Source organism: Stutzerimonas stutzeri, from assembly GCF_024448985.1.
GTDB lineage: Bacteria > Pseudomonadota > Gammaproteobacteria > Pseudomonadales > Pseudomonadaceae > Stutzerimonas > Stutzerimonas stutzeri_AP.
Genome location: NZ_JAMOII010000010.1, coordinates 109,149 through 132,514 on the forward strand (window position 1 = coordinate 109,149; position 23,366 = coordinate 132,514).

Below are 23,366 nucleotides of genomic sequence, written 5' to 3' on the forward strand. Positions count from 1 at the left end.
GTTCGACTCAGCCTGAAAAACTCATGGTTCTTTTGACTTTCTTTTTGGGGTTGATCAGACCAGCTAGCGCCTGCTCCAGCTGATTTCCCGCCTTGTCCTTGTCCGCTGTGCCCGGCAGCACCGGCAGCTTGACGCCGACTCCCGAACCCTTGCCCGGCGCTCCGCCTGCATTGATCTTGGTTATGGGGCCGCTGACTGTGATGCCGCCTGGATCGAGCTTGATGAAGCTGCCGCCGGCAGTGAGGGTCAGTTCGATGCCGGCTTCGATGACCATCTTCTGGCCAGCCTTGAGGTGAATTTCGCGGCCGGCCTTGGTCAGTTGGGCGGTGCCGAGTTCGATGTGCTGGGTTTGGCCCACGCTCAAGTGATCGTCCGGGCTGACTTCCACCTTGCGGTCGTCGGCGACGGTCAAGTGTTCTTCGGCTTTGAACTCGCTGTAGCTGTTGGCCTCGACGGTGTCGTGGCGTTCGTGCCCGACGCGGATCTTCTGATCGTGCTCGATGTTCTGGTCCCAGTTGCGCTGAGCATGCATGTAGATCTGCTCGGCGCCCTTGTGGTCCTCGATGCGCAGCTCGTTGTAACCGCCGCCGCCCGGTGAAGTCAGGGTCTTGAATACTGTGCGAGTCTTGTTCGCCGGCAGGTCATAGGGCACCTGGTGTTCTGCGTGGTAGAGGCAACCACTGACGAGAGGCTGATCGGGGTCGCCTTCGAGAAAGGTAATCAACACTTCCATGCCGACGCGCGGGATGGCGATGCCGCCGTAACGATCACCCGCCCAGCTGCTGGACACGCGCAGCCAGCAGCTGGTCTTGTCGTCGGCGGTACCGATGCGATCCCAGTGAAACTGGACCTTTACGCGACCGTGTTCGTCGCAGTGGATTTCTTCGCCGGTGGGGCCCGTGACGACGGCGGTCTGACTTCCGAGAACCCTTGGTTTGGGGTGATGCAATGCCGGGCGATAAGGGACGATCCAGGGAGTGGCGGTAAAGTGGTTGCGGTAGCCCTGGGTAAATGCGTTGTCTGCTTGATCCAGCCCCTCACCCCAACCCTCACCCCGGAGGGTGGAACTAGTGATCGACTCTTCCAGCACCTGTGGCTGCTTGCCTTCGTGGATCACCTCGGTGACCAGCCAGAGATCGTTCCATTCCTGGCGCGGGTGGTCGGAGATTTCCAGCAGATGACCGCTGACCAGCTTGTGCTGGTCGCTGTTGCCTTCGGCCAAGCGGTAATCGGCGCGGTGGCGCTCCAAGGCGCGCTGGGACAGATGCTTGCCGCGCGTGCGATCGGTGAAGCGGCCGGGATAGTCGTAGTCTTCCAGGTCCGGCTGCATCGCTTTCGGTTGTCCAGAGAGGCCTTTATGAGCGGCTTCCATCAACAGGCGCGGTTGTTCGAAATCATAGTCGCGCCGGCTGACGCGGTTGGTGCGGGTTTGTAGGCGTACGGAGAAGCCTTTGATCACTGGTTCGTCGGCGACCAGGCCGCTGTTCTGAAGATAGGCCGTGGGTTGGCCGAGTCTGGGAAAGCTGGTCTGGTCATCGCCGAACACCAGGAGGTGCCCGTCTGAGGTATGTTCGAAGTGGAAGTGAATGCCTTCTTCCTCGCACAGGCGCTGGATGAAGTGCAGGTCGGTTTCGTCGTACTGCGTGCAATAGTCGCGCTCGGGATAGACCGTCGGACCGAGCTGAAAGCGATAGGCGTTGGCCTGGATGCCGTGACCTTCGAGCACCTGGGCGACAATCTGCGGCACAGTCAGATGCTGGAAGATACGCTGATCGGTGCGGCGGGCCAGATAGGCGAGTTGCGGGACGATGGCCAGCCGGTAGCGGGTCAGGCGCTTGCCGGATTCGCCCTGGGCGACGCGGTGGATCAGTCCATGGATGCCGTTGCCCGATGGCGAGAGAGCGAGAAAAGCCGGCTTGTGAAGGAAGCTTTGCAAGTCCAGTTCAGGGTGCTCACTGACCAGCTCCAGGTCGAAGCGATAGGGTTGGCTGATGGCCTCGCGACCGGTGAACGCGAGCACTTTCAGATCGTGCTCGATGCCTTCGATGGTGATACTGAAATGGGTGTCATTAGCCGCGTTGAACATCGCGCTTCCTTGTCCTTGTGTCATCCATGGGTGCGCCCGAACCAGCGCTGCATCCGGCTGGGTGCGGGGCGGCGGAAGCTATCCAGTAGCTGGGTCACGCTACTCGTTCGCTCGTCTACATCGAAAGCGAGTGCCCTAAGCACCGAGCGCCAAACATGAGTAGGCAGCTTCGGCGGGCAGCGCAGCTCTTTTTCCAGCGCCATCGCTTTGGCCTGCTTGGCACTCAAGCGGCGGAACGGGTGTTTGCCGCTCGCTAACTCGAACAATAGGCAACCGAGCGCGTAGATATCGCTGACTTCAGATGGCTCGTCGCCGTCCAGCAGTTCAGGAGCTGCATAGCGCGTCGTCCACGCCTTGAAACGGTTGCGCGAGAGGCGCGGTAGATTATTGAGTACGCCCTCGAATGGCTGGCCGAGCCCGTAATCGAACAGGCGTAATCCGTCCTCTGCGAGTATCACATTGCTCGGTTTGAGGTCTCCGTGAATGACGCCGCGGCTATGTGAATACGCGAGCGCTTCGAGCAGCGGCAGGGCGATCTCGCGCAACTCATTCCAGGCAAGCCCTTCGGGATGCTCGCTGAGCAGCTGGTCGAGCGTCGGACCCTTGAGCAATTCGAGGGTGATGAAGGCACGCTGGCTGGCGGTGTCCACGTCGAAGCCGAACAGGCGCACGACGTGGCGATGACTCAGCCGGGCAGTCAGTGCGAATTCGGTATAAAGCAGCGCATGGGCGTCGGGGTATTCGGCGAAATCGTCGCTCAGGGTCTTCAGCGCGACGTGGGGCTCCGGATCGCCGAACTGTTCACGCAATAGATCCCGCGCTCGGTAGACCGCGCCCATGCCACCGACTCCAAGCAACCGTTCGATCCGGTAACGCCCGCCAAGCACCTGAGGCAGCTCTTTGGTTGTAACGGTTGCAGCCGTTGGTGCCTGCCCCGGCGCAGCAGTAGCGGCGAAAGCGAAATAAGTCAGATCCGAGGCCGGTTCGGCGCAAAAAGGTTCGTTCATCGACGCACCACCACGGCGCTGAGATTGTCCCGCGCCGGACCGTTCAAGGCCTGGTCGAACAGGCGCTGTAGCGCAAGTCCGGGCGACGGCGAGTTCAGCGCCGCGCTCAGGGCATCCGGCGACAGACTTTGGTAGAGCCCGTCGCTGCATAGAAGCAGAGTGTCGCCGGGGTGAACGTCGAACTCGAGGATATCCAGCTCCAGTTGCTCGCTGGCGCCAACGGCACGGGTGAGCGCGTGCGCTGCGGGGTGGCGCGCGGCCTCCTGCGGGCTGAGGTTCTGCTCGTCGATGAGTTGCCGCAGCAGCGAATGGTCGCGCGAAAGCTGATACAGACGGCTGCTGCGCCAGAGGTAGCAGCGGCTGTCCCCGGCCCAGACGCAAGCGGCGCGTTCGCCCTCCATCAGAAGGGCGACCACGGTACTGCCGATGACTGGGTCGGGACGTTCGGCGGTAACGGTCAGCTCCTGTCCTAGGCGGCGATTGAGTTCGTGCAGACAGCGGCGCAGGCTGACCAAACGCTCGGCCAGACTGCCTTCGGGCAGCTCGGCCAGCTGCTCGACGATCAGGCGGCTGGCCAGGGCGCCGTTCTGGTGGCCGCCCATTCCGTCCGCGACGACCCAGAGACCTTGCTCGGGGAGATCGAGAAAAGCGTCTTCGTTGCGTGCGCGGACCTTGCCCTTATCGGTCCGCGCCGCGCTTCGCCAGCTGTAGACCTGGCTCGGCGTCCCGGTCATCACAGGGTCGCCGGCAGCTTGAAGTCACGCAGCAGGGCGATGTCGAATGGGTTCGGCGAGCGCTGGCTATGCAACAGGTAGTTGGCGTGGCGCCCGCCGAGGTTGGCCTTGAGCATCAATACATCACGCCCGCTGTGGTAGTCGACCTGCATCAGATCCAGCAGGCGGAACAGCGACCAGGGGCCTGTGTTTTTCTCGATACCGACGCGGCGTCCACCGAGTTCCTCGACCACCAGGCTGGTGCGGCCATCGTCTGCGGTAGCCGGCCAGCTAAAACCGGTCTGCACGATCGGCCCATGGCGGTATTCCATCTGCTGATTGCCAAAGCGGAAGTCGGCGCGACCCAGGCTCGAGTCCAGCGAATAAGGCTCTAGCTTGAAGCGGATCTGTGGCTCGTTAGGGCTCTCCGCGAAAAAGCTGCGGCGGATAGTCTGTGCATGTCCCATCTGTGCCAGGAATTCGCGCGACAGCGGCAGGCCACGACCATCGACGCGGCGCAGCTGATACTGGCCGGCGCTGCCGCTGACGAAGGGTTTGAGGTAGCGATCGAAGAAGCCGTCGGCAACGCCTTGTACCTTGAAGAATTCACGGAAATCGGCGATCGCGACGTCGCTTTCACTGTGAGCGCTGAACGGATAGCGCTGACGCAGCGAGGTTTTGTAGAACGCATACAGCTCGCCCTGGTAGCGCCGGTTGAGGTAGTGATAAGCGTCGTTCAAGACTAATGTCCAGCTATCTTCGGCGAGCAGGCCGAGCCAGTTGCCGATGGGTTGCGGCAGACGGGCCGCGCTGGTGCGCAACTGGTTGATCGCGTCGCGCTGGCCGCCCATACGCGCCTTGGCCAGCTCGAATGCGGCCTGATCTGGGGCGCTGGCGTGGGCCAGGCTCGCCAGTTGTAGCTGCAACGCGTCGAGCGCCTGCAGCGTCGGGATCAGCTCGGCGCTGGCGCCCGCCTGTTCGTCGAGCAGGCGATGCAGCGGTTCGAATCGACGCTCTAGCATCTTGCGCGCGGTGTCCGGCAGATTCTTGGCCAATGCGGCCTGGGTTTGTTCCGCTGCGGCTGAGGCCAGTTTGGCGGCCTTGCCCAGTTTGCCATTGGCATCCTTGAGCGCATCTGCAGCATCACCTGTGGCGTCCGCTGCGCCGGCAAAGCGGGTGTTGTCGCGTACTTCGACCAGCAATTGCAGCAGCGGCGAGTTGGCGGCGCTCAGCCCGCTTAGTAGTACGGCACCCTGGCCGGCGCCAGCAATCGGCTCCAGCGACAGCTGTGCTACGGCTTCGCCCCAGTAGTTGGCGTAGTCGCGAAAGTAGAGCTGTTCCATTTCCACCATCAGGCGCCCAAGGTCCTTCAGGCTCAGACTGTCGCCCTCGCCGAGCACCCAGTTGTCGCGAAGGATCTCGCGCACCAGATCGCTGCCTTGAGCGACGTAGAACTTCTGGTAACCGTTGTGGGTGTAGAGGCCGGGGATGGCGTAATCGCCGCCGTTGAACAGCGCGCCTTGGGGGCCGAGGCGCTGGCTGAAGCGATAGTCGGGCAGACTGCGGGCCTGATCGCGCAACATGCGATAGACAACGTTGGCCAACGATTCGCTGCGTAGCACCTGCCGCGCCTCGGCGACAAGCTGATCGTTGAGCGCGTAAGGCGCGAAACCTTCTTCGAGCAGGCGCTGGAAATGTGTGTTCAGACCGTTTTGCGCCACGGTATTGCCGGCATAGCGCAGCGACCAGTCGGCTGCCAGCCACTCCTTGAGAAAGCCCTCGTCGCGTCGCTGCGCCAGGTTGAGCATGAGGTAGGCGCGTAGGCTGCCGAGCAAGCGTTCGCGATCGGTGAGGTTGGCACGAATCTGGGCTTCGAGCTGGCGGCCGACGCGCGGCAGCAGCAAGTTTTCCAGCTCGCGACGATAGGCCTGACGCAACGTCGGATCGACGTCCTCGCCCTGGTAGAGCCCGCCGCGCTGCAGGTAGGACACTTCGGCCTTGTCCGGAAATACCTGGGTGGCGGCATAGCTGGCGTCCAACGCCTTGAGCGTGCGTAGCGCGTCGTCCTGAGCGGCGATTCCCTGGTGCTCGTCTGCCAGCCGATCGGCCAGGCTGCGCAGCTGTTCGAGCCGCTCATGATTGCCGGAGAAACCATTGGCCCAGAGCGCGCCGAACAGCGCCAGGCAGGCGAAGCTCGCGGCATACAGGGCGCGCTGGCCCCAGTCGATACGGCGCACTTCCTTCTGGTCCAGTCCGGCCAGGTCGGCCTCGGGGAAAATCACTCGGCTGAGCAGGTGATTGATGAAGCGCGCTCGGCCACTGCGCAAAGTCGGTAGTGCATTGCTGGACAGCCCAAGATTACGGCCGATGCCGCTGGTCAGCGGATCGAGCCCGCCTTGCAGTTGCGGCGCGCTGGTCAGGTAGAAGCCGCGCAGCTGGCTGGCACGCTGGTAGCGGTTGCCGGAAAACGCCAGCTCGGTGAACAGGCAAAGGCGCTCGCCGATCTGACCGAGCTGATGGGGGAAGTCGAGAATGCGGCCGCGACGTTGGGTATCGCGCTCCTGGTGCATACGCAGAATCACCTGGCTGTTGAGCCGGCGCAGCAGCTCCTCGAACTCGCCTCGGATCACGTTGAGGTCGGTGCCGTCCTGCTCTTTGCGGAAGCTGGCGCCAAGCACCTGATCGCTTTCTTCGCGCGACAGCTGGTCGAAGAATTCGTCGAAGCCGAGCACCTTGTCCGCCTTGCTCAGGACCAGATAGACCGGTACATCGGCGCCCAGGCGCTGGTGGATCTCGTGCAGGCGCTGGCGGCTTTGACGCGCCAGGGTTTCGAGCTCCAATTCGCTCGACTGCAACAGTTGTTCGACTGGAATGTTGACCAGCACACCATTGAGCGGACGCGCACGGCGGCGGCGTAGCAGGCCGAGCAGCGTGTCCCAAGCCTTGCCGTCGACGGCGCCATCGGGCTGGGTCAGGTAACGGCCGGCGGTGTCGATCAACACCGCGTGATCGGCGAAATGCCAGTCGGCGTAGCGGGTGCCCGAGACATCCTTCGTCAGGCGCTGGTTTTCGCTGCGGTTGAGCGGAAAGTCCAAGCCGGAGAAGTCGAGCAGCGAGGTCTTGCCGCTGCCTTGCGGACCAAGCAATAGATACCACGGCAGATCGTTGCGCCATTTCTCGCTGCGCCCGCGGTACAGGCTTGAGCGCTTGAGAGTGCGCAGGGCGTCCCGATAGCGTTGGCGCAGGATGCTCTGCTCTTCGCTGACCAGCCCTTCGCGGCGCAGGCGTTCCTGCAGTTCGTCATCACTGGCCTCGGCCTGCTGACGGCGGGTGCTGCGCCAGCTGGCGAAGACCATGAGCAGGCCCCAGACCAGGCATAGACCGGCAATGGTCAGCAGGCGGCTGGTCGAGGATTCCCAGAACTTGTAATCGTCCACCGCCAGCAGCGGTCCGACGAACCACACCAGCAGGGCCAGTACCAGCAGGACGCATAGGCTCCATACCCAGGTCTTGCGGAAAAACGCGGCAAGCTTGCCGAAAAAAACCTTCATGGCATTACGTCCTTGTTACGACTGAGGCTCGATCTGAACGGTCGGATCGACGGGTTGGTACGGCTGCAGTACGGTGTCGCGTTGCTCGCCAAGTACCCAGGCAAAGCCTGCGTACAGCATGCCCAGGCAGACCAGCGTGAAGAGAGCGACCAGCCACCAAGGCACGATGCGCACCAGGCGCCGACGCGTGTCGCGCAGGCCCTGCCAGTGCGGTGAAACCTCACGCGGCACGTCGCCACGCAGCTGGCGGATTTGCCGGTACAGGCTGTCGCGTACCGCTTCGAGTTCAAGCATGCCGCGTGGCAGTACGCGGTACTTGCCCTCGAAGCCCAGCGAAAGGCAGAGGTACATCAATTCCAGCATCGGTAGATGCTTGACCGGGTTGCGCGAGAGGCGCTCGAGCAGCTGGAAGAACTTTTCGCCGCCGAAGGTCTCGTTGTGAAAGCTCGACAGCAGGCTCATCTGCGACCATTCGCTCTCGTTGCCCCACGGCGTGGTGACCACCGCTTCATCGATGGCGGTGCACAGGACATAACGCGCAGCCATCACCTGGCTGCTTTCGGCGCCGTCGTGCAGAGCGCGGTGTTCGAATAGCTTGAGTTCGCTCGATAGGCGCTGATTCAGCGCATGCATGTCCTCGCCTTCGAAGCTGTGCTTGAGCCGCACGACTTCGGAGAGCAGCGAGGAGGCCGCTGCTACTAGTGGGTTGAGGCTGATGTTGAAGGTTTCCGCCGGGCGCAGGCGAGCGGCGTAGATCATCCGCTCCTCGAGCTGCTCGAATTTGGGCGGCGCGCTGAAGTCGGTCAGCGGGCTTTGTGCCGGGGCGTCGCCGTGGCGATTGAGGATGACCGTATTGTCGTCCTGTCCGTAGTCCATTTCTCTGATCATGTCGGTCAGTTCCTGATCGCCCAGAATTTCAGCTCAAGCCCGGTGAATTCACCGGACACGTGGAAGGCGAAGCCGCCGGAGCGCTCCAGTTGCGCCAGCTCCTCGGAGTTGAGCTCCAAAGCGAAGTAGGTCTTGCCGGAGTGGAACGGAATCTGCCGCGGTGCCACTGGCAGCGGTTTGACCTTGATCCCCGGCAGATGCAGGTTGACCAACTGGCGGATGCGCTCCACCGGGCCGACCTTCAGGTGTGCCGGCAGGCGTGTGCGCAATTCTTCGGAGTCGCACTGGGCGCTGGCGGCCAGCACGAACGAGGCACTGCCGAGCAGTTTGTGGTCGTGTAGCGGCGAGACCTGGATGCCGTACTGGCGTTGCTGTAGCAGCAGTTCGATGGCGTGTTGCTCGAGCACCATCGACAACACCTGGCGGATCGCATCCATCAGCTTGCGGAACGACAGCCCCTGGTCGTTGTGCAGATAGCGGCCGTCGAGGCGCGGGCGCTTGGTCTCGCTGGAGAAGGTGGCCAGTTCGCCGAGCAATCCCAGTAGCTCACGATAGATCTGTTCGGGATGCACACGGTCGATACCCAGGTAATGGCGCAGCACCGGCTCGTAGCGGTTGATCAGCTGCAGCATCATGAAATCGCCAACCTCGGCACCACCGACCTTGCCGGTAGCGCGGATGCGCTCGGCGAGGATGTCGCCGCGATGGCCGAGCATGCTGATCACTTCCTTCAGGCAGGACAGCAGATAGCTTGATGCCTGGAAGTCGATGAAGGTCGGAATGTATTCGGGGTCGAGGCTGATGACGCCATCAGGCGTGGTGTCGAGGATGTCGCAGAGCTTGAGCTTCACATAGGCCTGATCACTCTGCTGCTCGCCGAGCAGCAGGCGAAAGTCCGGACGGGCGGTGCTGACCTGGCTGCTGCTGGCGTCACCGGCGTTGGAATCGGCGACCTCCTCGTCGACGGCGGTGTAGCGCGCCAGCACGTCTTTCTGTTCCGCTCGACGGCTCTCGATATGGTTGCCGGTGACCAGCGGCAGCGCCAGATAGACCGGGGTATTGCTGGTGTTGGGCGACACGTCCACGGCCAATGGCTCACGCTCGGCGCCGATCTCGAACAGGCTGCCATCAGGAAGGAGGCCGCTGGCCTGGCTGAGTACTAGCTTGCCCATGTTGAGAAACTGACGGTCAATCTCCAGCCCGAAGAATCCCCAGGCGTAGTGGCCGAGTTTCTGGGTACGCAACTTGAGCTGCGCGTCGTAATGACGGTCGTTTTGCTGGAAGTGCTGCGGGCGCAGCAGCATGCCCTCCTGCCAGACCACTCTGTTCAGGCTCATTAATCAGTTCCCCTTCGCGAGTGGGTCGACGGTCTGGATGCCCTGCTCGTCGAGGGTCAGCTCGATGCGGTTCTGCGCCTTGTGCTGCAGCGGGATGACGAAACGCCAACTGGCTTCCGGCAGGTCGCGGTAGGCGGCCAGTACACCGACATAGCGGCTGTGTTCTTGCACGAATAACTTGAGATCGCGCTGCTCGCCGGGGCGTAGTTCCAACTCTTCCTGAATCACCAGGTCCGGTGACAGGGCTTCCTTTGGGCGCTGGTAGAGCGAGAAGAAGTCAGCGTTCTCGAAGGCCACCGGATGCGTGAGTTCGATCAGGCGTATCACGATGGGCGATGGGCGGCCGTTGAGGTCGGGATTGAGCCGGTCGCTGCCCTGCAACGACAGGTCCAGCTTGGTCAGATGGGAATTGGGCGAGAGCGCCGAGCAGCCAGCGAGCGCGGCCAGCGCAGCAAGCACCGCAGCGGAAAAAAAGCGAGACATGGACATCATCCTTGAAGGTCGGTGTTGAGCGTCGCGATCAGGCGCACCTGCTCCTCGTAAGCCTGTGCGAAGTCGCGTGTGAACTGCCGTTCGCTCCAGTCGTCGTCGCGCTGCATGGCTTGATGCAGTCGCCGATAGGCGCGCCAGCGGCCGCCGGAGGTGGTAATCAGTGGTTTATTGTCGCGCTCGAAACGCAGTGCCAATTGCTCCGGCGAGAGTTGCTCGAACATGCCCTTGATGGCGGCCCGGCTGGCGGCCAGCATCGCCACCTGATGCGCCTGCAGATCCCGATAGGCACGCCCCACGGCTTGCTCTGCCGGCAGCTGGCCGGCTTTGCCGCCGCGCAGCAGAAGGCTCAGCGCTTCGCCACTGTCGATGCTGTGCTTGAGCGGGTTATTGCCGGCGCTCTGCATGGTGGTCAGCGACAGACGCAACTCGTTTTTCAACTCGCCACGGGTGCGCAGCGCCTGCTGCAGTCCGCCGACGCTCTGCTTGAGCAGGCTCGCCGTCTTTAGCGCCAGCGCTTGGCGTGCCTGCTCGTCAAGATCGTGCAGGCTGACGCCTAGCGCCTCGCCGAATCGCGTCCAGAAGTCCGGCGGCAGACGTTCGGGTTCGGCCGCGGCCTTGGGTTGGGCGGCTGGGGCTGGCATCACCAGTTCGGGAATCTGCAGATTTTCTTCGTCGATCTGTGCGTAGTCACGTTGTTGCGCCTGGGCTCGAGACGGGGCGAGCACGGCGGTAAGGTCGTCCACCTCGGCGTATACGCGCTCCTGCTGGTCCATTGCGGTCAGCGGGTCGAGGTCGAGAAAGGCATCGTCGGGAATGATGCTGCCGGCTGGCTGCGGGCGCCCGATGTCACCTTCGAAAGAGGCTGGATCTTGGATCAACCGAGCGCGGATCTCGAAGTCACCCAGGCAGTAAACGCTGCCGTGTTCGATTCGCTGCGCCCGACCCTTGTCCAGGCTGGCGCCGGTGTCCTTGAGCTGAATGCCGTTGCTGCTGGTGTCGGTGAGGAAGAACGCGCCGTCCCGGTAGCTCACCTCGGCGTGGCGGCTGGATAACACGCGCTTGCGGTCCGGGATTACCCAGTCGCAATCCTCGGCACGGCCAATGATGCCGCCGGCCTGCTTGAAGGTTTTGCTGCTAATTAGGCCCGGTACGAATTGCTGCGCACTGACCATATCGAAAACCAGTTCCATGGCTTTTTTCTCCTGGCAGATCAGTTGCCGCGAGACGATGCCTGCGGATCACCCAGCGGGCGATACTCGTCGTCGTTGAACTTGTAGTTGCCGGAGCAACCGGCAAGGGCGAGGGATGCAGCGAAAAAAACGAGGGCGCAATAGCGGGCTAGCACGCGATTTCCTCCTTGAAAGCGTGTGGGCGGACTGCCCCGCTAACGCAAATGGCGAGGCGGGACGCAGGCGGTGCATTAAAGTTCACCCGCCTGCTCGCGTGGGTGAACAAGGTCACGAAAAAGGGCGGGGTTGGCTTGGAAACGAGAGCTATGACTAATAAGCGCTGCATCATCCACGCCGGACGTTTGTTCAGGTTGGTATCAGCGATCGGAAGGGCCTGGTTTCTTGAGCTCAGAGATGGCGCTCACGCCCAGCCGGTCCATGCGATAGAGCAGCGTCCGGCGCGGCAGGCCCAGTTCGCGGGCTGCCTGACTCTGATTGCCGCCATTCTTGCGTAGGGAATCGATCAACAGGCTGCGCTCGACTCGCTCCAGCCGCTCGCGCAGGTTGAGGGTGCTGTCGAGCGCGTCTTCCACCGTGCGTAGGTTGAAATGCTCTGGTAGTAATTCGCCGCCATCGCAGAGCAGCACAGCGCGCTCGACGAGTCCCTTGAGTTCGCGCACATTCCCTGGGAAACCATAGCCGGCTAGCTGCTCCAATGCGGCGTCCGACCAACGCACCGCATCGCGCTGCAGGAAGCCGCAGGCCTTTTCGGCGAAATGTCGAGCCAGGCGCAGGATGTCCTGGTCGCGCTCGCGCAGGGGTGGCAGTTCGATGGGGAACAGCGAGAGACGGTAGTAGAGGTCCTCGCGGAAGCGGCCCTGCTCGACGCGCTTGAGCAGATCCTGATGCGTTGCGGCGACGATGCGCACGTCGACCTTGTGGATGCGCGTGCTGCCCAGCGGTCGGACTTCGCCCTCCTGCAGGACCCGCAACAGCTTGGCCTGCAGGGTCAGCGGCATGTCGCCGATTTCATCGAGAAACAGCGTGCCGCCGTCGGCTGCGTCGAACAGACCTTCGTGGTCGCGCTCGGCGCCGGTGAAGGCACCCTTGCGATAGCCGAATAGCTCGCTTTCGAGCAGATGCTCGGGCAGCGCCGCGCAGTTTTGCACGACGAATGCCTGACTGCGGCGTGCACCGCAATCATGGATGGCACGAGCAACCAACTCTTTGCCGGTACCGGTCTCGCCAGTGAGAAGCACACTAACCGGATTGTGCAGTACCTTTCCGATCAGCCTATAAACGGCGCGCATGCGCGGACTGTCGCCGATCAGTCCGTAATCGCTGGCGCACGGTCGTGCTGTTGGGATTTGCGCGAGGGAGGGCTGTGTCGCACCGTGCAAACGATGCAGCAGCTGCACTTGGCCAAGCGCAAAGCGGCCCAGGTTGGCGAGGCTTTGCGCCGCGTCACTGAGATCGCGGTCCACAATATTCGCTGCCACCAACAACCCGGCGGCATGGCCCTGCGCATCTTGTAAAGGTAGGCACAGCAGGCTGCGCCACGGCCGCGCTGACTCGGGTAGAAATCCGGTCTGGTGCAGGCTGGTGTCGAGCGTAGCGAGGCTCAGTGGACGATTCTGATTGAGGCAATATTGCAGCAGCTGTTCGCCGTCGTAGTCGCTTGGCAGGCTCGCGGCCTCGTGCCGCTGCTGTTTGCCTTCGAACCATTCGGCCGCCAGCATCAGGCGGGTATGGGTTGCATCGAGCAGATACAGTTGGGCGAGCGGACAGTCGGTCAACTGCGCCGCGATCTCAATCAGCCCATCCAGCCAATCGTCGGAATCGGACGAGCAGGACAGCTGGGCGAAGCGGCCCAGGAGCGAATCGGCGTCCAGCGAGGGTGGCGATTCGGCGAATACCGCCTTAAGCGAACTCACAGACAACCATCCCATCAGCGTCGAGCGTGGCGTGCACTTGAGTAAGCGCTTCGCCGCCGGCCATGGCATCGAGCAGGCGATCAACGACCTGCGGTTGCAGGTATTGGTCGATCAGATGGTCGATCAGGCGCGCGCCGCTGTCGCTGTGGGTGCAGCGCTCGGCCAGGTCGTCCACCAGTGCTTCGCAGTGGCTGAAACGCAGTTGGCGACGGGCCAGGCGCTCGGCGAAGCGCGACAGCTTGAGCGCCACCAGTTCTCTGAGCAGCTCGCCCTGCACCGGGTAGTAGGGTACGACGCGCATGCGGGCGAGCAGCGCCGGTTTGAAGTGCTGGGTCAGGGCAGGGCGGATGGCCAGTTCCAGCTCTTCGGCCGCCGGCTGCTGGCCGCCCTGGCAGAGGTTGGCGATACGGTCGCTGGCCAGGTTGCTGGTCATCAGAATCAAGGTGTTGCGGAAGTTGATTTCACGGCCCTCGCCATCATTGGCTACGCCCTTGTCGAAGATCTGATAGAAGATGTTCATCACGTCCGGGTCGGCTTTCTCGACTTCGTCGAGCAGCACCACCGAGTATGGTTTCTGTCGCACCGCCTCGGTCAGCATGCCGCCTTCGCCGTAGCCCACGTAGCCGGGCGGCGCACCGATCAGCCGGGATACGCTGTGCTTCTCTTGGAATTCCGACATGTTTATGGTGGTCAGGAAACGCTCGCCGCCGTATAGGAGGTCGGCCATCGCCAAGGCGGTTTCGGTTTTGCCGACTCCGCTTGGGCCGACTAGCAGGAACACGCCAACCGGCGCATCCGGCTTGTTTAGACCGGCGGCGGTGGCGCGCATCGAGCGGTCCAGCGCTTCGATGGCTTGCTCCTGGCCCCGTACGCGCCGGCGCAGATCGTCGGCGAAGCTGAGTACCTTGCTGTTGTGCTCGCGCGCCAGCTGAGAGAGGGGCACGCCGGTCCAGTGGCTGATCACCTCGGCCACCAGGCGTGGGCAGACTTCGTAGCTCACCAGCCGTTCGGTGGTCTGCGCGCTGGCGAGCTCGGCCTGTAGATCACGCAGCTCGGCTTCGAGCTGTTCGAGGTTGGAATGCGCTCCTTGTTCGGTCTTGATTTCGGGGTTCAGTCGAGTGGTAGCGCATTGCTTGCGCAACTCCAGCAGGCGCTCGGCGAGGCTGCGTTGAGCTGACCAGCGGGTCTCCAGCTGTTCGAGTTCGGCGCGGGCACTGGCCAGGCGGGTTTCCAGACGGTTCAGCCCATCGGTTTCGATCTGCAGACCGGCGTCAAGATCGCGGCGCAGGGCCAGCCCCTGACGCTCACCTTCGGCGATTTCACTACGCAGACGTTCCAGCGCTTCCGGCGCGGCCGCCAGGCTGATACGTACCCGGGCGCAGGCGGTATCGAGCACGTCTACCGCCTTGTCCGGCAACTGGCGCCCGGTGAGGTAACGGGCTGATAGCTCGGCGGCGGCGACCACGGCGTCGTCGCGCAGGTAGATGCCGTGGCTCTTTTCGTAGACCGGCGCGAGGCCGCGGAGGATGGTCACCGCTTCGTCGACGGTGGGTTCGTGCAACTGGACGGGTTGGAAGCGGCGGGCGAGGGCGGGGTCCTTCTCGAAGTATTTCTTGTATTCGCTCCAGGTGGTGGCGGCGATGGTGCGCAATTCCCCTCGCGCCAGGGCCGGCTTGAGCAGGTTGGCTGCATCGCCACTGCCGGCCTGACCACCAGCGCCGATCAGAGTGTGGGCTTCGTCGATGAACAGGATGATCGGCTTGGGCGAGGCCTTGACCTCGTCGATTACTCCCTGCAGGCGGCGTTCGAACTCGCCCTTGACACTTGCGCCGGCTTGTAAAAGGCCGAGGTCCAGGCACAGCAGCTCAACGCTCTTGAGCGCATCCGGCACCTCTCCGTGGGCGATGCGCAGCGCCAGGCCTTCGACGATAGCAGTCTTGCCGACACCGGCTTCGCCAACCACGATCGGGTTGCTCTTGCGGCGACGGGCGAGGATGTCGATCATCTGGCGGATCGCCGCGTCGCGACACAGTACCGGGTCTAGCTTGCCGTCGCGTGCCTGTTGGGTGAAGTTGTGGGTGAAGCGCGACAGGTTGGATTCGCCCGCTGGCGCTGCCTTGCCTGGAGCAGCCTGCGGCTGCTGCGACAGCGCGAACTCGCGCAGGCGCTCGGCATTCAGGCGCGCCAACAGCGGCTGATAGTGGCTGCCGGCGTAACGCATCGGGTTGCGTAGCAGCGCAAGGATCAGCGCGGCTTGGTCGATCTGGCTCTGGCCCAGTTCGAGATTGCCAACCAACAGGGCGTCTTGTAGCCACTGCACCAATTCTGCAGAAAAGACCGGGTTGCGCGATTCACTGTGCTCACCGCGCGGCTGCAGTGACTGGGCCAGCGTGCCCGGTTCGATGCTGGCGTCTTGCAGAGCACGCGCGAGCAAGCCTTCGGGGCGCTCCAGCAGGCCCAGCAGCACATCTTCGACCAGGATCTTGCTGCCGCCCCGCGTTACACAGCGTTCGGCTGCGACTTCCAGGTCGCGCTTGGTCTCGGAATCGAGGGCCTGGACCAATTGTTGGAGGTCTACATTAATCATTTCATCATTCCTTAATGAGTCTGGCTGCCCAGGGTGACCATGCCGTCGGCGCGTTCGCTGCCGAGCCAGCTGGTCCAGCCGAGGCGGCAGGGATTTTCGGCACCGATGCGCAGGTCGCGAATTTCGTCCCGGCGCAGTTCCAGGCGGATGTCGTAGTCGAGCGGGTCACGCAGCGTGAAACGGACCAGCGCGCAGAGCGGCTGGTAACCGCTGCCCACGGGTAGGAATTCGTGGAAACGGTCCCAGCTCAGCTGACGGATATGGATACGGAACTTGCCGCCGCGATCACGTACCCGCTCGCCCAGCACCAGGCTTTCGCCGAGCTGGCTGTTGGCTAGGCCGAGGCGGTTCTGCTGCTCGGCGATGATCTCGACCTGGCGCTCTAGACACTGCTCGATGCGTAGGTCGGCGTGTTTGAAGTAATAGCGCAGCACGGATTCGATCAGGGCGGCCGAATGTGCGCGCAGGCTGAGCAAGCCGAGATAGGGCAGCAGGCGCTTCCAGTTCAGCTCCGAGGCGGCGCGGATCTGCTCGCCGCCCAGTCCGATCAGCGCGAACAGTTGCTCAGACAGCGGATCGCGCGCGCCGCTGGAGAAGCGCGCGTGGTAGCGATATTTCTGCCATATCGGCAGCATCAGGCGCTGCAGGCGATTGTTGAACAGATCGAGGAATTCGCGCGTCGGGTTACCCTCGGGGCTGTCGCCCAATGCCTGGTCGGCATAGAAAGCGGGCAGCGGCGAGCCGGCACCGAACAGGCTGATCAGATTAATCCGCAGGCGTGCTCGCAACTCGCCGCGCTCTTCGAAGAACTCCACGCGATCAATGTCGCTGCCGGGAAAACCCAGGCTCGGGTTGGCCTGGAACTCCAAGTGTTCGTAGAGCGACTCTTCGTCCAGATCGGGGTGTGCAGTCTTCAGGCGGTCCATCACCAACAGTACACCCTGGAACAGGCTGTACTCGCGAATGCCCCGGCTGATCCGGTTTACAGCAGGGGCTGTTGTCCCATACGCGGCGTCCATTGGTACACCTCTCCCTGTGTGCTCCTGACGCGCAGCTCGTGGTACGAGTTGAGGCTGGCGTACAGCGCGAAGAATTCATTGAGTATCGAGGCGAAGAGGAACAGATCGCCCTCGCCGAGATAACCTTCGAGGTCCATTTCGAGTTCGGTACGTACGCCGCGTACCGGCAGCCCGCGATGCAGTCGATCAACATGTTGATGCCCGATCTGCTTGAGCCCACCGAGCAGGCGCTCACTGACCTTTTTCGCGTGCTGGTCATAATGGCGCGGCAAGTCGTAGGTCTCGAGGATCACCTTCAACGCCTCGACGTTAGCCAGCGACAGGTAGTTGAGCGACATGTTGCTGATCAGCTTCCAGAGGAAGTCCCGGTGTAACGGCGGCGCGTAGCTCGGCGTCACGGCGCTGATGTTGCGAAAGGTGAGGAACTCAGGCGTGTCTTCGCTGGGCATACAGATGTCACCCAGGCGCAACTGGTGCGGCAGGTTCTGGTTGGTGCAGGTCAGTTCGATGGACAGCGTCTCATGTTGATCGAGGTTGCGCAGGCCAAAGCTGAGGTAGGTTTCCAGACCATCGCCGAGCATCGAGGGTTGCTGGCGGACGCTGTAGTGTGGACGCGCCAGGGGTACGTCGAAACTGGGGTCGTGTTCGAACGACTCGAACGGGACGTACTCTTCGTAGCCCATGCCGCCGGGTTTCCAGCCGGTGACTCGATCGACCGAAAAAACACCACACTGGCTGCTGTCGAGTTCCGAAGGCAGCAGCAGATATTGGTCCTGTTTGCCATCGAGACGGATAGGGACGGCGTCGTGTTCGAACAGGTTGACTACCGGTGTGCAGTACAGGCGGACATTGTCCAGCGTCGGGCGAATGCGCTGAACGCCGGCCTTGTGGATGTCGAAGCGCAACTCGAAGCCTCGGGCCTGCTTGAGTAATTCTTGCGGTAGGCGCTGTAGAGCGTCGAGGCCGTGCAGATCGACGAACAGAAATTTTTCCTGAAACGCGAAATATTCTTGCAGGTAGCGATAGCCGCGAAAGGTATTGAGCGGGTAGGGGATAAGTGCCTGGTCTTCAGCAAAACCCACGGGCTGCAGCTTCGCTGGATCGAGCCGCAAGCCCGGCAGTGGGACACCGAAATCGTCGGTGAACGGCTTGCCCTGAGCGTCCAGCGCGACCAGTTGCACGCCGTTGAGGTGGCGCAGCAAGCTCAGGTAGAGCATCTGGCTGATGTACCGCTCGCCGGCCAGATGCAGGCGCAGTTGTTGGAGATTCAATTCGCCGAGCTGGCCGTCGGCAGTGGTCTGCAAGCGCAGGCTGAGCAGCGCGCCGTCGCCTTTGACCGAGTAATCCAGCCCTTCGAGTGCCAGTGGCAATACTTCGGTGGCGTAAGCGGTGCGGAACCGGCAGGTCACGCCCTGGATCGGCTTGGACTCGACCGGCGTGTTGCGCGGCACCATCAGCGCTGGGCCGGGCTGTTTGAGCGGATCGAACTGGAGCATGCTGAACGCCGGCAGCGGCCGCATATAGTTCGGCCACAGCAGGTGCATCAGCGAATGGGTCAGCTCTGGCAGCTCATCATCGAGCTTTTGCCGCAGACGCCCGGTGAGAAAGGCGAAGCCTTCCAGCAGGCGCTCGACGTCCGGGTCACGCCCGCTCTGTCCGAGGAACGGCGCCAGCGCCGGGCTGCGCTCGGCGAAGCGCTTGCCGAGATGGCGCAGGGCGGTGAGCTCGCTCTGGTAGTAGTGGTTGTAAGACATTGCGGTTAGTCCCGTAAAAGGGAAGTCAGGACGAGCTGGGCGAATGCCATGTCGCTGAGGGACGGCACCTGAGCGGATGACTTGAGCCGATAGGTTTTGAGCGCACTCTCGAAATAGGCACCACGCCGCTTTCCATCGCTGGCGATGAAGTACGCCGCATCGTCGAGGGTCAGTTGCGAATACTGTCGACTGTTTTCTTTCGATGCTTCCGAGGCGCTCTTAAAGGTGTTCGCCAGGGCAAACAGGATCAATGCTGCAATGGTGGCTGTCAGGCTGAAGGGGTTGTCTTCACGCAAAACACAGCCAACGCCGATGCAACCTTGCGCCTGGGCGGGGTTCGCCAATAGAAGCCCGGACAGCAGGAGACTCCATAGCCAGAGGTGTTTTCCTATTCGCATCATTTCGCGGTCATCCCTGTTTTAGCCGTTGCGTTGAACGCGAACTTGCCCACTGCCATCCAGGCTTGCGGAAAAACTCACAAGACGCTTGAAACCGTCGACGTCCAGCAAGCCTTCGATGGCGAAGGACAGGTTTAGTGGATCGTGATCGCGGGGCAGTGAAATCACCCGTACCTGGCTCAAGCGGGGTTCGTACGCTTCGATGAAGCGTTCAATGGCGATGCGCGCCTGCTGCAGCGAGTCGTGCAGCGACAGGCGCATATCGTTCAAATCGGGCAACCCGTAGTCAGGCAGCGTTTGCACGCTGCCTGCCCGGGTGCTGAGCATTTTGGCGAGATGGGCAGCCACCGAAGCCATCGCCGCGACTTCGCGGCTCCAGCCGGCGCGCTTGTCAGCGTCGCCACCGAGGCGCTCGAAAAGGCTGCCGTATCCGTTCAAGTGCTTATTCCTTGTCCAGCTTGCCAACCAGCGACAGGGTGAAATCGGCACCCATGTATTTGAAGTGCGGACGCACGTTCAGGCTGACGCGGTACCAGCCCGGCTCACCGTCTACGTCGCTGACAACGACTTGCGCGGCGCGCAACGGACGACGGCTACGGACTTCGGAGCTTGGGTTCTCCTGGTCGGCCACGTACTGGCGAATCCACTTGTTCAGCTCAAGCTCCAGGTCGGTACGCTCTTTCCAGGCACCGATCTGCTCGCGCTGCAGCACCTTGAGGTAGTGCGCGAGGCGGTTGACGATGAACAGGTAAGGCAGCTGAGTGCCGAGCTTGTAGTTGAGCTCAGCATTCTTGCCTTCTTCGCTGTTGCCGAAGAACTTCGGCTTCTGCGCAGAGTTGGCCGAGAAGAACGCGGCGTTGTCGCTGCCCTTGCGCATGGTCAGTGCGATGAAGCCTTCTTCGGCCAGCTCGTATTCACGACGGTCGGAGACCAGAACTTCGGTCGGGATCTTGGTTTCGATCTCGCCCATGCTCTCGAAGTGGTGCAGCGGCAGGTCATCGACTGCGCCACCGCTCTGCGGGCCGATGATATTCGGGCACCAGCGGAACTTGGCGAAGCTGTCGGTCAGACGGCTGGCGAAGGTGTACGCGGTGTTGCCCCACAGGTAATGCTCGTGGCTGTTGGCAACGTTTTCCTTGTACACGAAGGATTTGACCGGGTTGTCTTCCGGGTCGTAGGGGTTGCGCAGCAGGAAGCGTGGGACGGTCAGGCCGACGTAACGGGCATCTTCCTGCTCGCGGAAGCTCTGCCACTTGGCGAACTGCGGGCCTTCGAAATGATCCTTTAGATCCTTCAGGTCCGGCAGGCCGGTGAAGCTTTCCAGTCCGAAGAACTTCGGGCCAGCAGCGGCGATGAATGGCGCGTGAGACATGCTCGCGACCGAAGCCACGTACTGCATCGTCTTGATATCCGGTGCGCTCGGATCGAAGAAGTAGTTAGCGATCAGAGCGCCGACCGGCTGGCCGCCGAACTGGCCGTACTCGGCGGTGTAGATGTGCTTGTATAGGCCGGACTGGACCACTTCCGGACTGTCTTCGAAATCTTCCAGCAGGTCCTGCTTGGACGCGTTAAGGATCTCGAGCTTAATGTTCTCGCGGAAATTGGTGCGATCGACCAGCAGCTTGAGGCCGCGCCAGGAGGATTCCAGGGCCTGGAACTGCTGGTGGTGGAGGATCTCGTCCATCTGACGGCTGAGTTTGGCGTCGATTTCCGCGATCATGCGGTCGACCATGGCCTTCTTAACTGGCTCGTGCTCGTTCTGTGGCTTGAGAAGCTCTTCGATGAAGGCCGACACGCCGCGCTTGGCGATGTCGTAAGCCTCGTCGTCCGGGGTTAGTTTGGTTTCGGCGATGATGCGGTCGAGGATGCCGAGTTCGGCGAGGTTCTTGCCGCTTTCAACGGCTGCTGCGCTAGTGCTCATGGTATTGGCGTTCCTTGTCGGTGTAATCAGGCGTCCAGTTGTTCTTTGGCGGCGAGACCCAGCTCACCGAGTACGCGGTCGCGCGAGACGTCGTCGGCCAGTACGCTCTCGATCGCCTTGCGGAAGGCCGGGGCGTTACCCAACGGGCCTTTGAGCGCGACCAGCGCGTCGCGCAGCTCCATCAGCTTTTTCAGTTCCGGAACCTGCTCAACCAAGTTGGCCGGGTTGAAGTCCTTCATCGAATTGATGTTCAGCTGCACGGCCAGCTCTTCATCGGTGGGCTCGTCCTGCAGACGGTTCGGCACCGAGAATGTGAGGTTCAGCTCCTGCTTCGCCAGGACCTCGTCGAAGCTGTTCTTGTCGATGGCGATCGGCTTGCGGTCTTCGATCTTGCGATCGTCGGCACGCTGGGTGAAATCACCGAGCACCATCAACTTCAGTGGCAGCTCCAGCTCTTCCTGAGCACCGCCGGTCGAGGGCTTGAAGGTGACGTTGATGCGTTCTTTGGGGGCTACCGAGCCTTCTTTGGCCATGGGTCTTCTCCTTTGGTTTACGGCCCGGGGGCCTAATCGAGTACCACTTCGAGGTCGAGGTGGCACAGCCTGCGGTAAATCTCATCCTTGCTTTCACGCACGGCGTGGTTCTGCGGCAGCAGCTCACAGCAGCTATGCAACAGACGCAGCACCTCGAGGGCGAGATCGGGTTCCCAGTCGCCGAGGCCCGTGGCCTGCAGCGTCTGATCGAGGGATTCGAGTTGGGTCTTGGCCAGGTCGTATTTCTTGGCCTGGAAGCACAGCCGGGCCAAGGTCAGCTGCCAGAAGAAGCGCTCACGCCCGCCACGCGCCCGAGTGAGGCCCTGTTTGAGCTTTTGCACGGCGCTTTTGAGACCGTCCTTGCGCAGTTGTGGGAGCACCTCCTGCAACGCCTCGTCCCAGGCTGGTGTGGCGCTGCTTTGGTTAGAAGGCGACTCATTCTGTGTCTGGGCCGGCTGCACGTGCGGCATCACTCTCGCGCTGATCCAGGCGCGTGTTTCCGCGTCAGCGAAGGGCGTACCGTCATGGAAGCGCAGCTCGTCGAGCGCCGGCATACGTTGCAGAAACAGCGCGAGCTGAATTTCAACCTCGCGCATCGCCTGCTCGGCATCGAGTTCATTCAGGCATTCCCAGGTCAGGCGTTGGCCGTCGAGCCAGAAAGGGGCCCGGGCGATACTGGCCTCCAGGTCGGCCAGCAGGTCGGCATAGAGGCCTTGGGCGAAACGTTCGCGATAATTGGCCAACTTGTCTGCTGGGATGCCTCGCAGAGTGGTGACTTGCTCAGCGTTGCGCTCGGGTAGGCTGTCGATCTGCAGCCACAGTAGGGTGCGAGCCAGCCGAAGCGGCTTGAGGTCGGTAGCTTTTTGCTTCAGCCACCAGCTGCACAACGGTCGTGCCTGGTCCTGCATACTGCGCAAGCTTTTGTGCGCGTCCTTCTCATGTTCGATCGGAGTGGTTGCGGTTAAGACCTGCGCGGCGGCCTGTTTGACCTGGGCGATGGCTGCGCCGACGGGACCTGGCTGCGGATGGGCGATCCCGGCACGCTTGACCATGTCGTCGAGCCGCCGGCAGAGGGGTAAAAGGAGGGGTGCCTGAGCACCTAAATGGGACGCCAAGCTATTTTCAAGGCTCCGGAGCTCCAGTGCGATGTGTTCGAAAAGCGGTAGCTGCTCTCCCATGGGCACGTGATCGGCCAGCACATCCTCCATACGAGGCACTAGCCAGGATATGGCTGCTGAGCGAGTGCGTGACTTGTGAGGATGGAGCTCACCCCAATGAGCACCGCAAAGGTAGCTGAGCATGGCGACGCCGGCATGGAGTCCTGTGAACGAATCGCGCTGATACAGGCTCCACGTTAGCCATGCGGCTATCCGCAGATCTTTTGTCTGGGTAGTTAGCAGCCGTTCGCTGCCTTCGCGCACGAGTTCCCAGTCGATGGTTCCGGCGATGTGTACCGAGGTGGCCTTTCCGAGTTCCTGTTCAAGAGCTTCATACTCGGCAGCGTAGCGGAGGTCATCGCCTGCGAAACAGGTTGCTGTAATCGGAGATTTCGCTACCGCTAAATAGTGCGCGGCTAGCTTGGTAGAAAACGTCATTCCGTGACTCGATTCGTTCCTGCTTAGCAGTGCTGCAGGGCGCTTCATGCGCTAGAGATGCTGCGTGCATATGCGGGCACGCCTGATGAGGTGCGCATCCTATGCGTGACGCACTGATGCGACTGTGAAGTGGTTTACAACTATGGGGGTGCTGCGTCATGGGCGTGGTCGCTCATGCCCAAGATGAGCACTGGTTAGCTTCTTCAGAGCGTTTTGCGTTGAACCGTAAAGCTTATATATGGTCTCGCTGCGCTATTGATGTTCGAGGGTTCGCCCTCGGTCTTGGTTTTTCTATATATGTACAGTTTGCTCTATGAGTTCAGAAACGCCGTTGACATGAATTTCTGAGTGTCTATAATGCGCACCTTCTCCGGCGCAGGCG

The 23,366-nt window shown here is 62.0% G+C and carries 18 protein-coding genes; all 18 read right to left on the reverse strand.

Going from position 1 to position 23,366, the window contains the following annotated elements; translation table 11 throughout:
* Positions 1-7: 7 nt before the first annotated feature.
* Positions 8-2,086, reverse strand: coding sequence for a type VI secretion system tip protein TssI/VgrG (gene tssI / locus NA647_RS12925; RefSeq protein ID WP_256058033.1), 2,079 nt, complete (start codon positions 2,084-2,086; stop codon positions 8-10).
* Between the two features lie 20 nt (positions 2,087-2,106).
* Positions 2,107-3,093 (reverse strand): serine/threonine-protein kinase, encoded by a 987-nt coding sequence (locus NA647_RS12930; protein ID WP_256058034.1) that lies wholly within the window; start codon positions 3,091-3,093, stop codon positions 2,107-2,109.
* The gene (locus NA647_RS12935) at positions 3,090-3,827 is read right to left on the reverse strand and encodes a PP2C family protein-serine/threonine phosphatase (protein WP_256058035.1); all 738 of its coding nucleotides are present in this window, start codon (positions 3,825-3,827) and stop codon (positions 3,090-3,092) included. The genes NA647_RS12930 and NA647_RS12935 overlap by 4 nt, the downstream gene beginning before the upstream one ends.
* Positions 3,827-7,357, reverse strand: a complete 3,531-nt coding sequence (gene tssM, locus NA647_RS12940) for a type VI secretion system membrane subunit TssM (RefSeq protein ID WP_256058036.1) — start codon at positions 7,355-7,357, stop codon at positions 3,827-3,829. The genes NA647_RS12935 and tssM overlap by 1 nt, the downstream gene beginning before the upstream one ends.
* Positions 7,358-7,372: 15 nt before the next feature.
* Entirely contained in the window at positions 7,373-8,245 is an 873-nt protein-coding gene (gene icmH / locus NA647_RS12945; protein ID WP_256058037.1) for a type IVB secretion system protein IcmH/DotU, read from the reverse strand.
* A 5-nt stretch (positions 8,246-8,250) separates the two neighbouring features.
* A complete protein-coding gene (gene tssK / locus NA647_RS12950; RefSeq protein ID WP_181104860.1) occupies positions 8,251-9,582 on the reverse strand; it encodes a type VI secretion system baseplate subunit TssK in 1,332 nt (443 codons plus the stop codon).
* Between the two features lie 3 nt (positions 9,583-9,585).
* Positions 9,586-10,065 (reverse strand): type VI secretion system lipoprotein TssJ, encoded by a 480-nt coding sequence (tssJ, locus tag NA647_RS12955; protein WP_256050003.1) that lies wholly within the window; start codon positions 10,063-10,065, stop codon positions 9,586-9,588.
* 5 nt (positions 10,066-10,070) lie between these two features.
* A complete protein-coding gene (gene tagH / locus NA647_RS12960; RefSeq protein WP_256058038.1) occupies positions 10,071-11,264 on the reverse strand; it encodes a type VI secretion system-associated FHA domain protein TagH in 1,194 nt (397 codons plus the stop codon).
* A 20-nt stretch (positions 11,265-11,284) separates the two neighbouring features.
* Complete coding sequence (locus NA647_RS19665; RefSeq protein WP_256058039.1) at positions 11,285-11,419, reverse strand: type VI secretion protein; 135 nt, start codon at positions 11,417-11,419, stop codon at positions 11,285-11,287.
* Between the two features lie 201 nt (positions 11,420-11,620).
* On the reverse strand, positions 11,621-13,192 hold the full coding sequence (locus NA647_RS12970; RefSeq protein WP_423836473.1) for a sigma-54 interaction domain-containing protein: 1,572 nt from the start codon (positions 13,190-13,192) through the stop codon (positions 11,621-11,623).
* Positions 13,164-15,764 carry a type VI secretion system ATPase TssH gene (gene tssH, locus NA647_RS12975; RefSeq protein ID WP_256058042.1) on the reverse strand — a complete coding sequence of 867 codons (2,601 nt, stop codon included), beginning with the start codon at positions 15,762-15,764 and terminating at the stop codon, positions 13,164-13,166. The genes NA647_RS12970 and tssH overlap by 29 nt, the downstream gene beginning before the upstream one ends.
* 11 nt (positions 15,765-15,775) lie before the next feature.
* Entirely contained in the window at positions 15,776-16,783 is a 1,008-nt protein-coding gene (gene tssG / locus NA647_RS12980; RefSeq protein ID WP_256058043.1) for a type VI secretion system baseplate subunit TssG, read from the reverse strand.
* On the reverse strand, positions 16,747-18,537 hold the full coding sequence (gene tssF, locus NA647_RS12985; protein WP_256058044.1) for a type VI secretion system baseplate subunit TssF: 1,791 nt from the start codon (positions 18,535-18,537) through the stop codon (positions 16,747-16,749). Before tssF ends, tssG begins: the two co-directional genes overlap by 37 nt.
* A gap of 5 nt (positions 18,538-18,542) precedes the next feature.
* Positions 18,543-18,938: a DUF2388 domain-containing protein gene (locus NA647_RS12990; protein ID WP_256058045.1), complete on the reverse strand. Its 396-nt coding sequence runs from the start codon at positions 18,936-18,938 to the stop codon at positions 18,543-18,545.
* A gap of 18 nt (positions 18,939-18,956) precedes the next feature.
* Positions 18,957-19,373 carry a type VI secretion system baseplate subunit TssE gene (tssE, locus tag NA647_RS12995; RefSeq protein WP_256058046.1) on the reverse strand — a complete coding sequence of 139 codons (417 nt, stop codon included), beginning with the start codon at positions 19,371-19,373 and terminating at the stop codon, positions 18,957-18,959.
* A 4-nt stretch (positions 19,374-19,377) separates the two neighbouring features.
* The gene (tssC, locus tag NA647_RS13000; RefSeq protein WP_256058047.1) at positions 19,378-20,856 is read right to left on the reverse strand and encodes a type VI secretion system contractile sheath large subunit; all 1,479 of its coding nucleotides are present in this window, start codon (positions 20,854-20,856) and stop codon (positions 19,378-19,380) included.
* A 26-nt stretch (positions 20,857-20,882) separates the two neighbouring features.
* Positions 20,883-21,389 carry a type VI secretion system contractile sheath small subunit gene (tssB, locus tag NA647_RS13005; RefSeq protein ID WP_025240329.1) on the reverse strand — a complete coding sequence of 169 codons (507 nt, stop codon included), beginning with the start codon at positions 21,387-21,389 and terminating at the stop codon, positions 20,883-20,885.
* 32 nt (positions 21,390-21,421) lie between these two features.
* A complete protein-coding gene (gene tssA / locus NA647_RS13010) occupies positions 21,422-22,984 on the reverse strand; it encodes a type VI secretion system protein TssA (protein ID WP_256058048.1) in 1,563 nt (520 codons plus the stop codon).
* Positions 22,985-23,366: the final 382 nt, after the last annotated feature.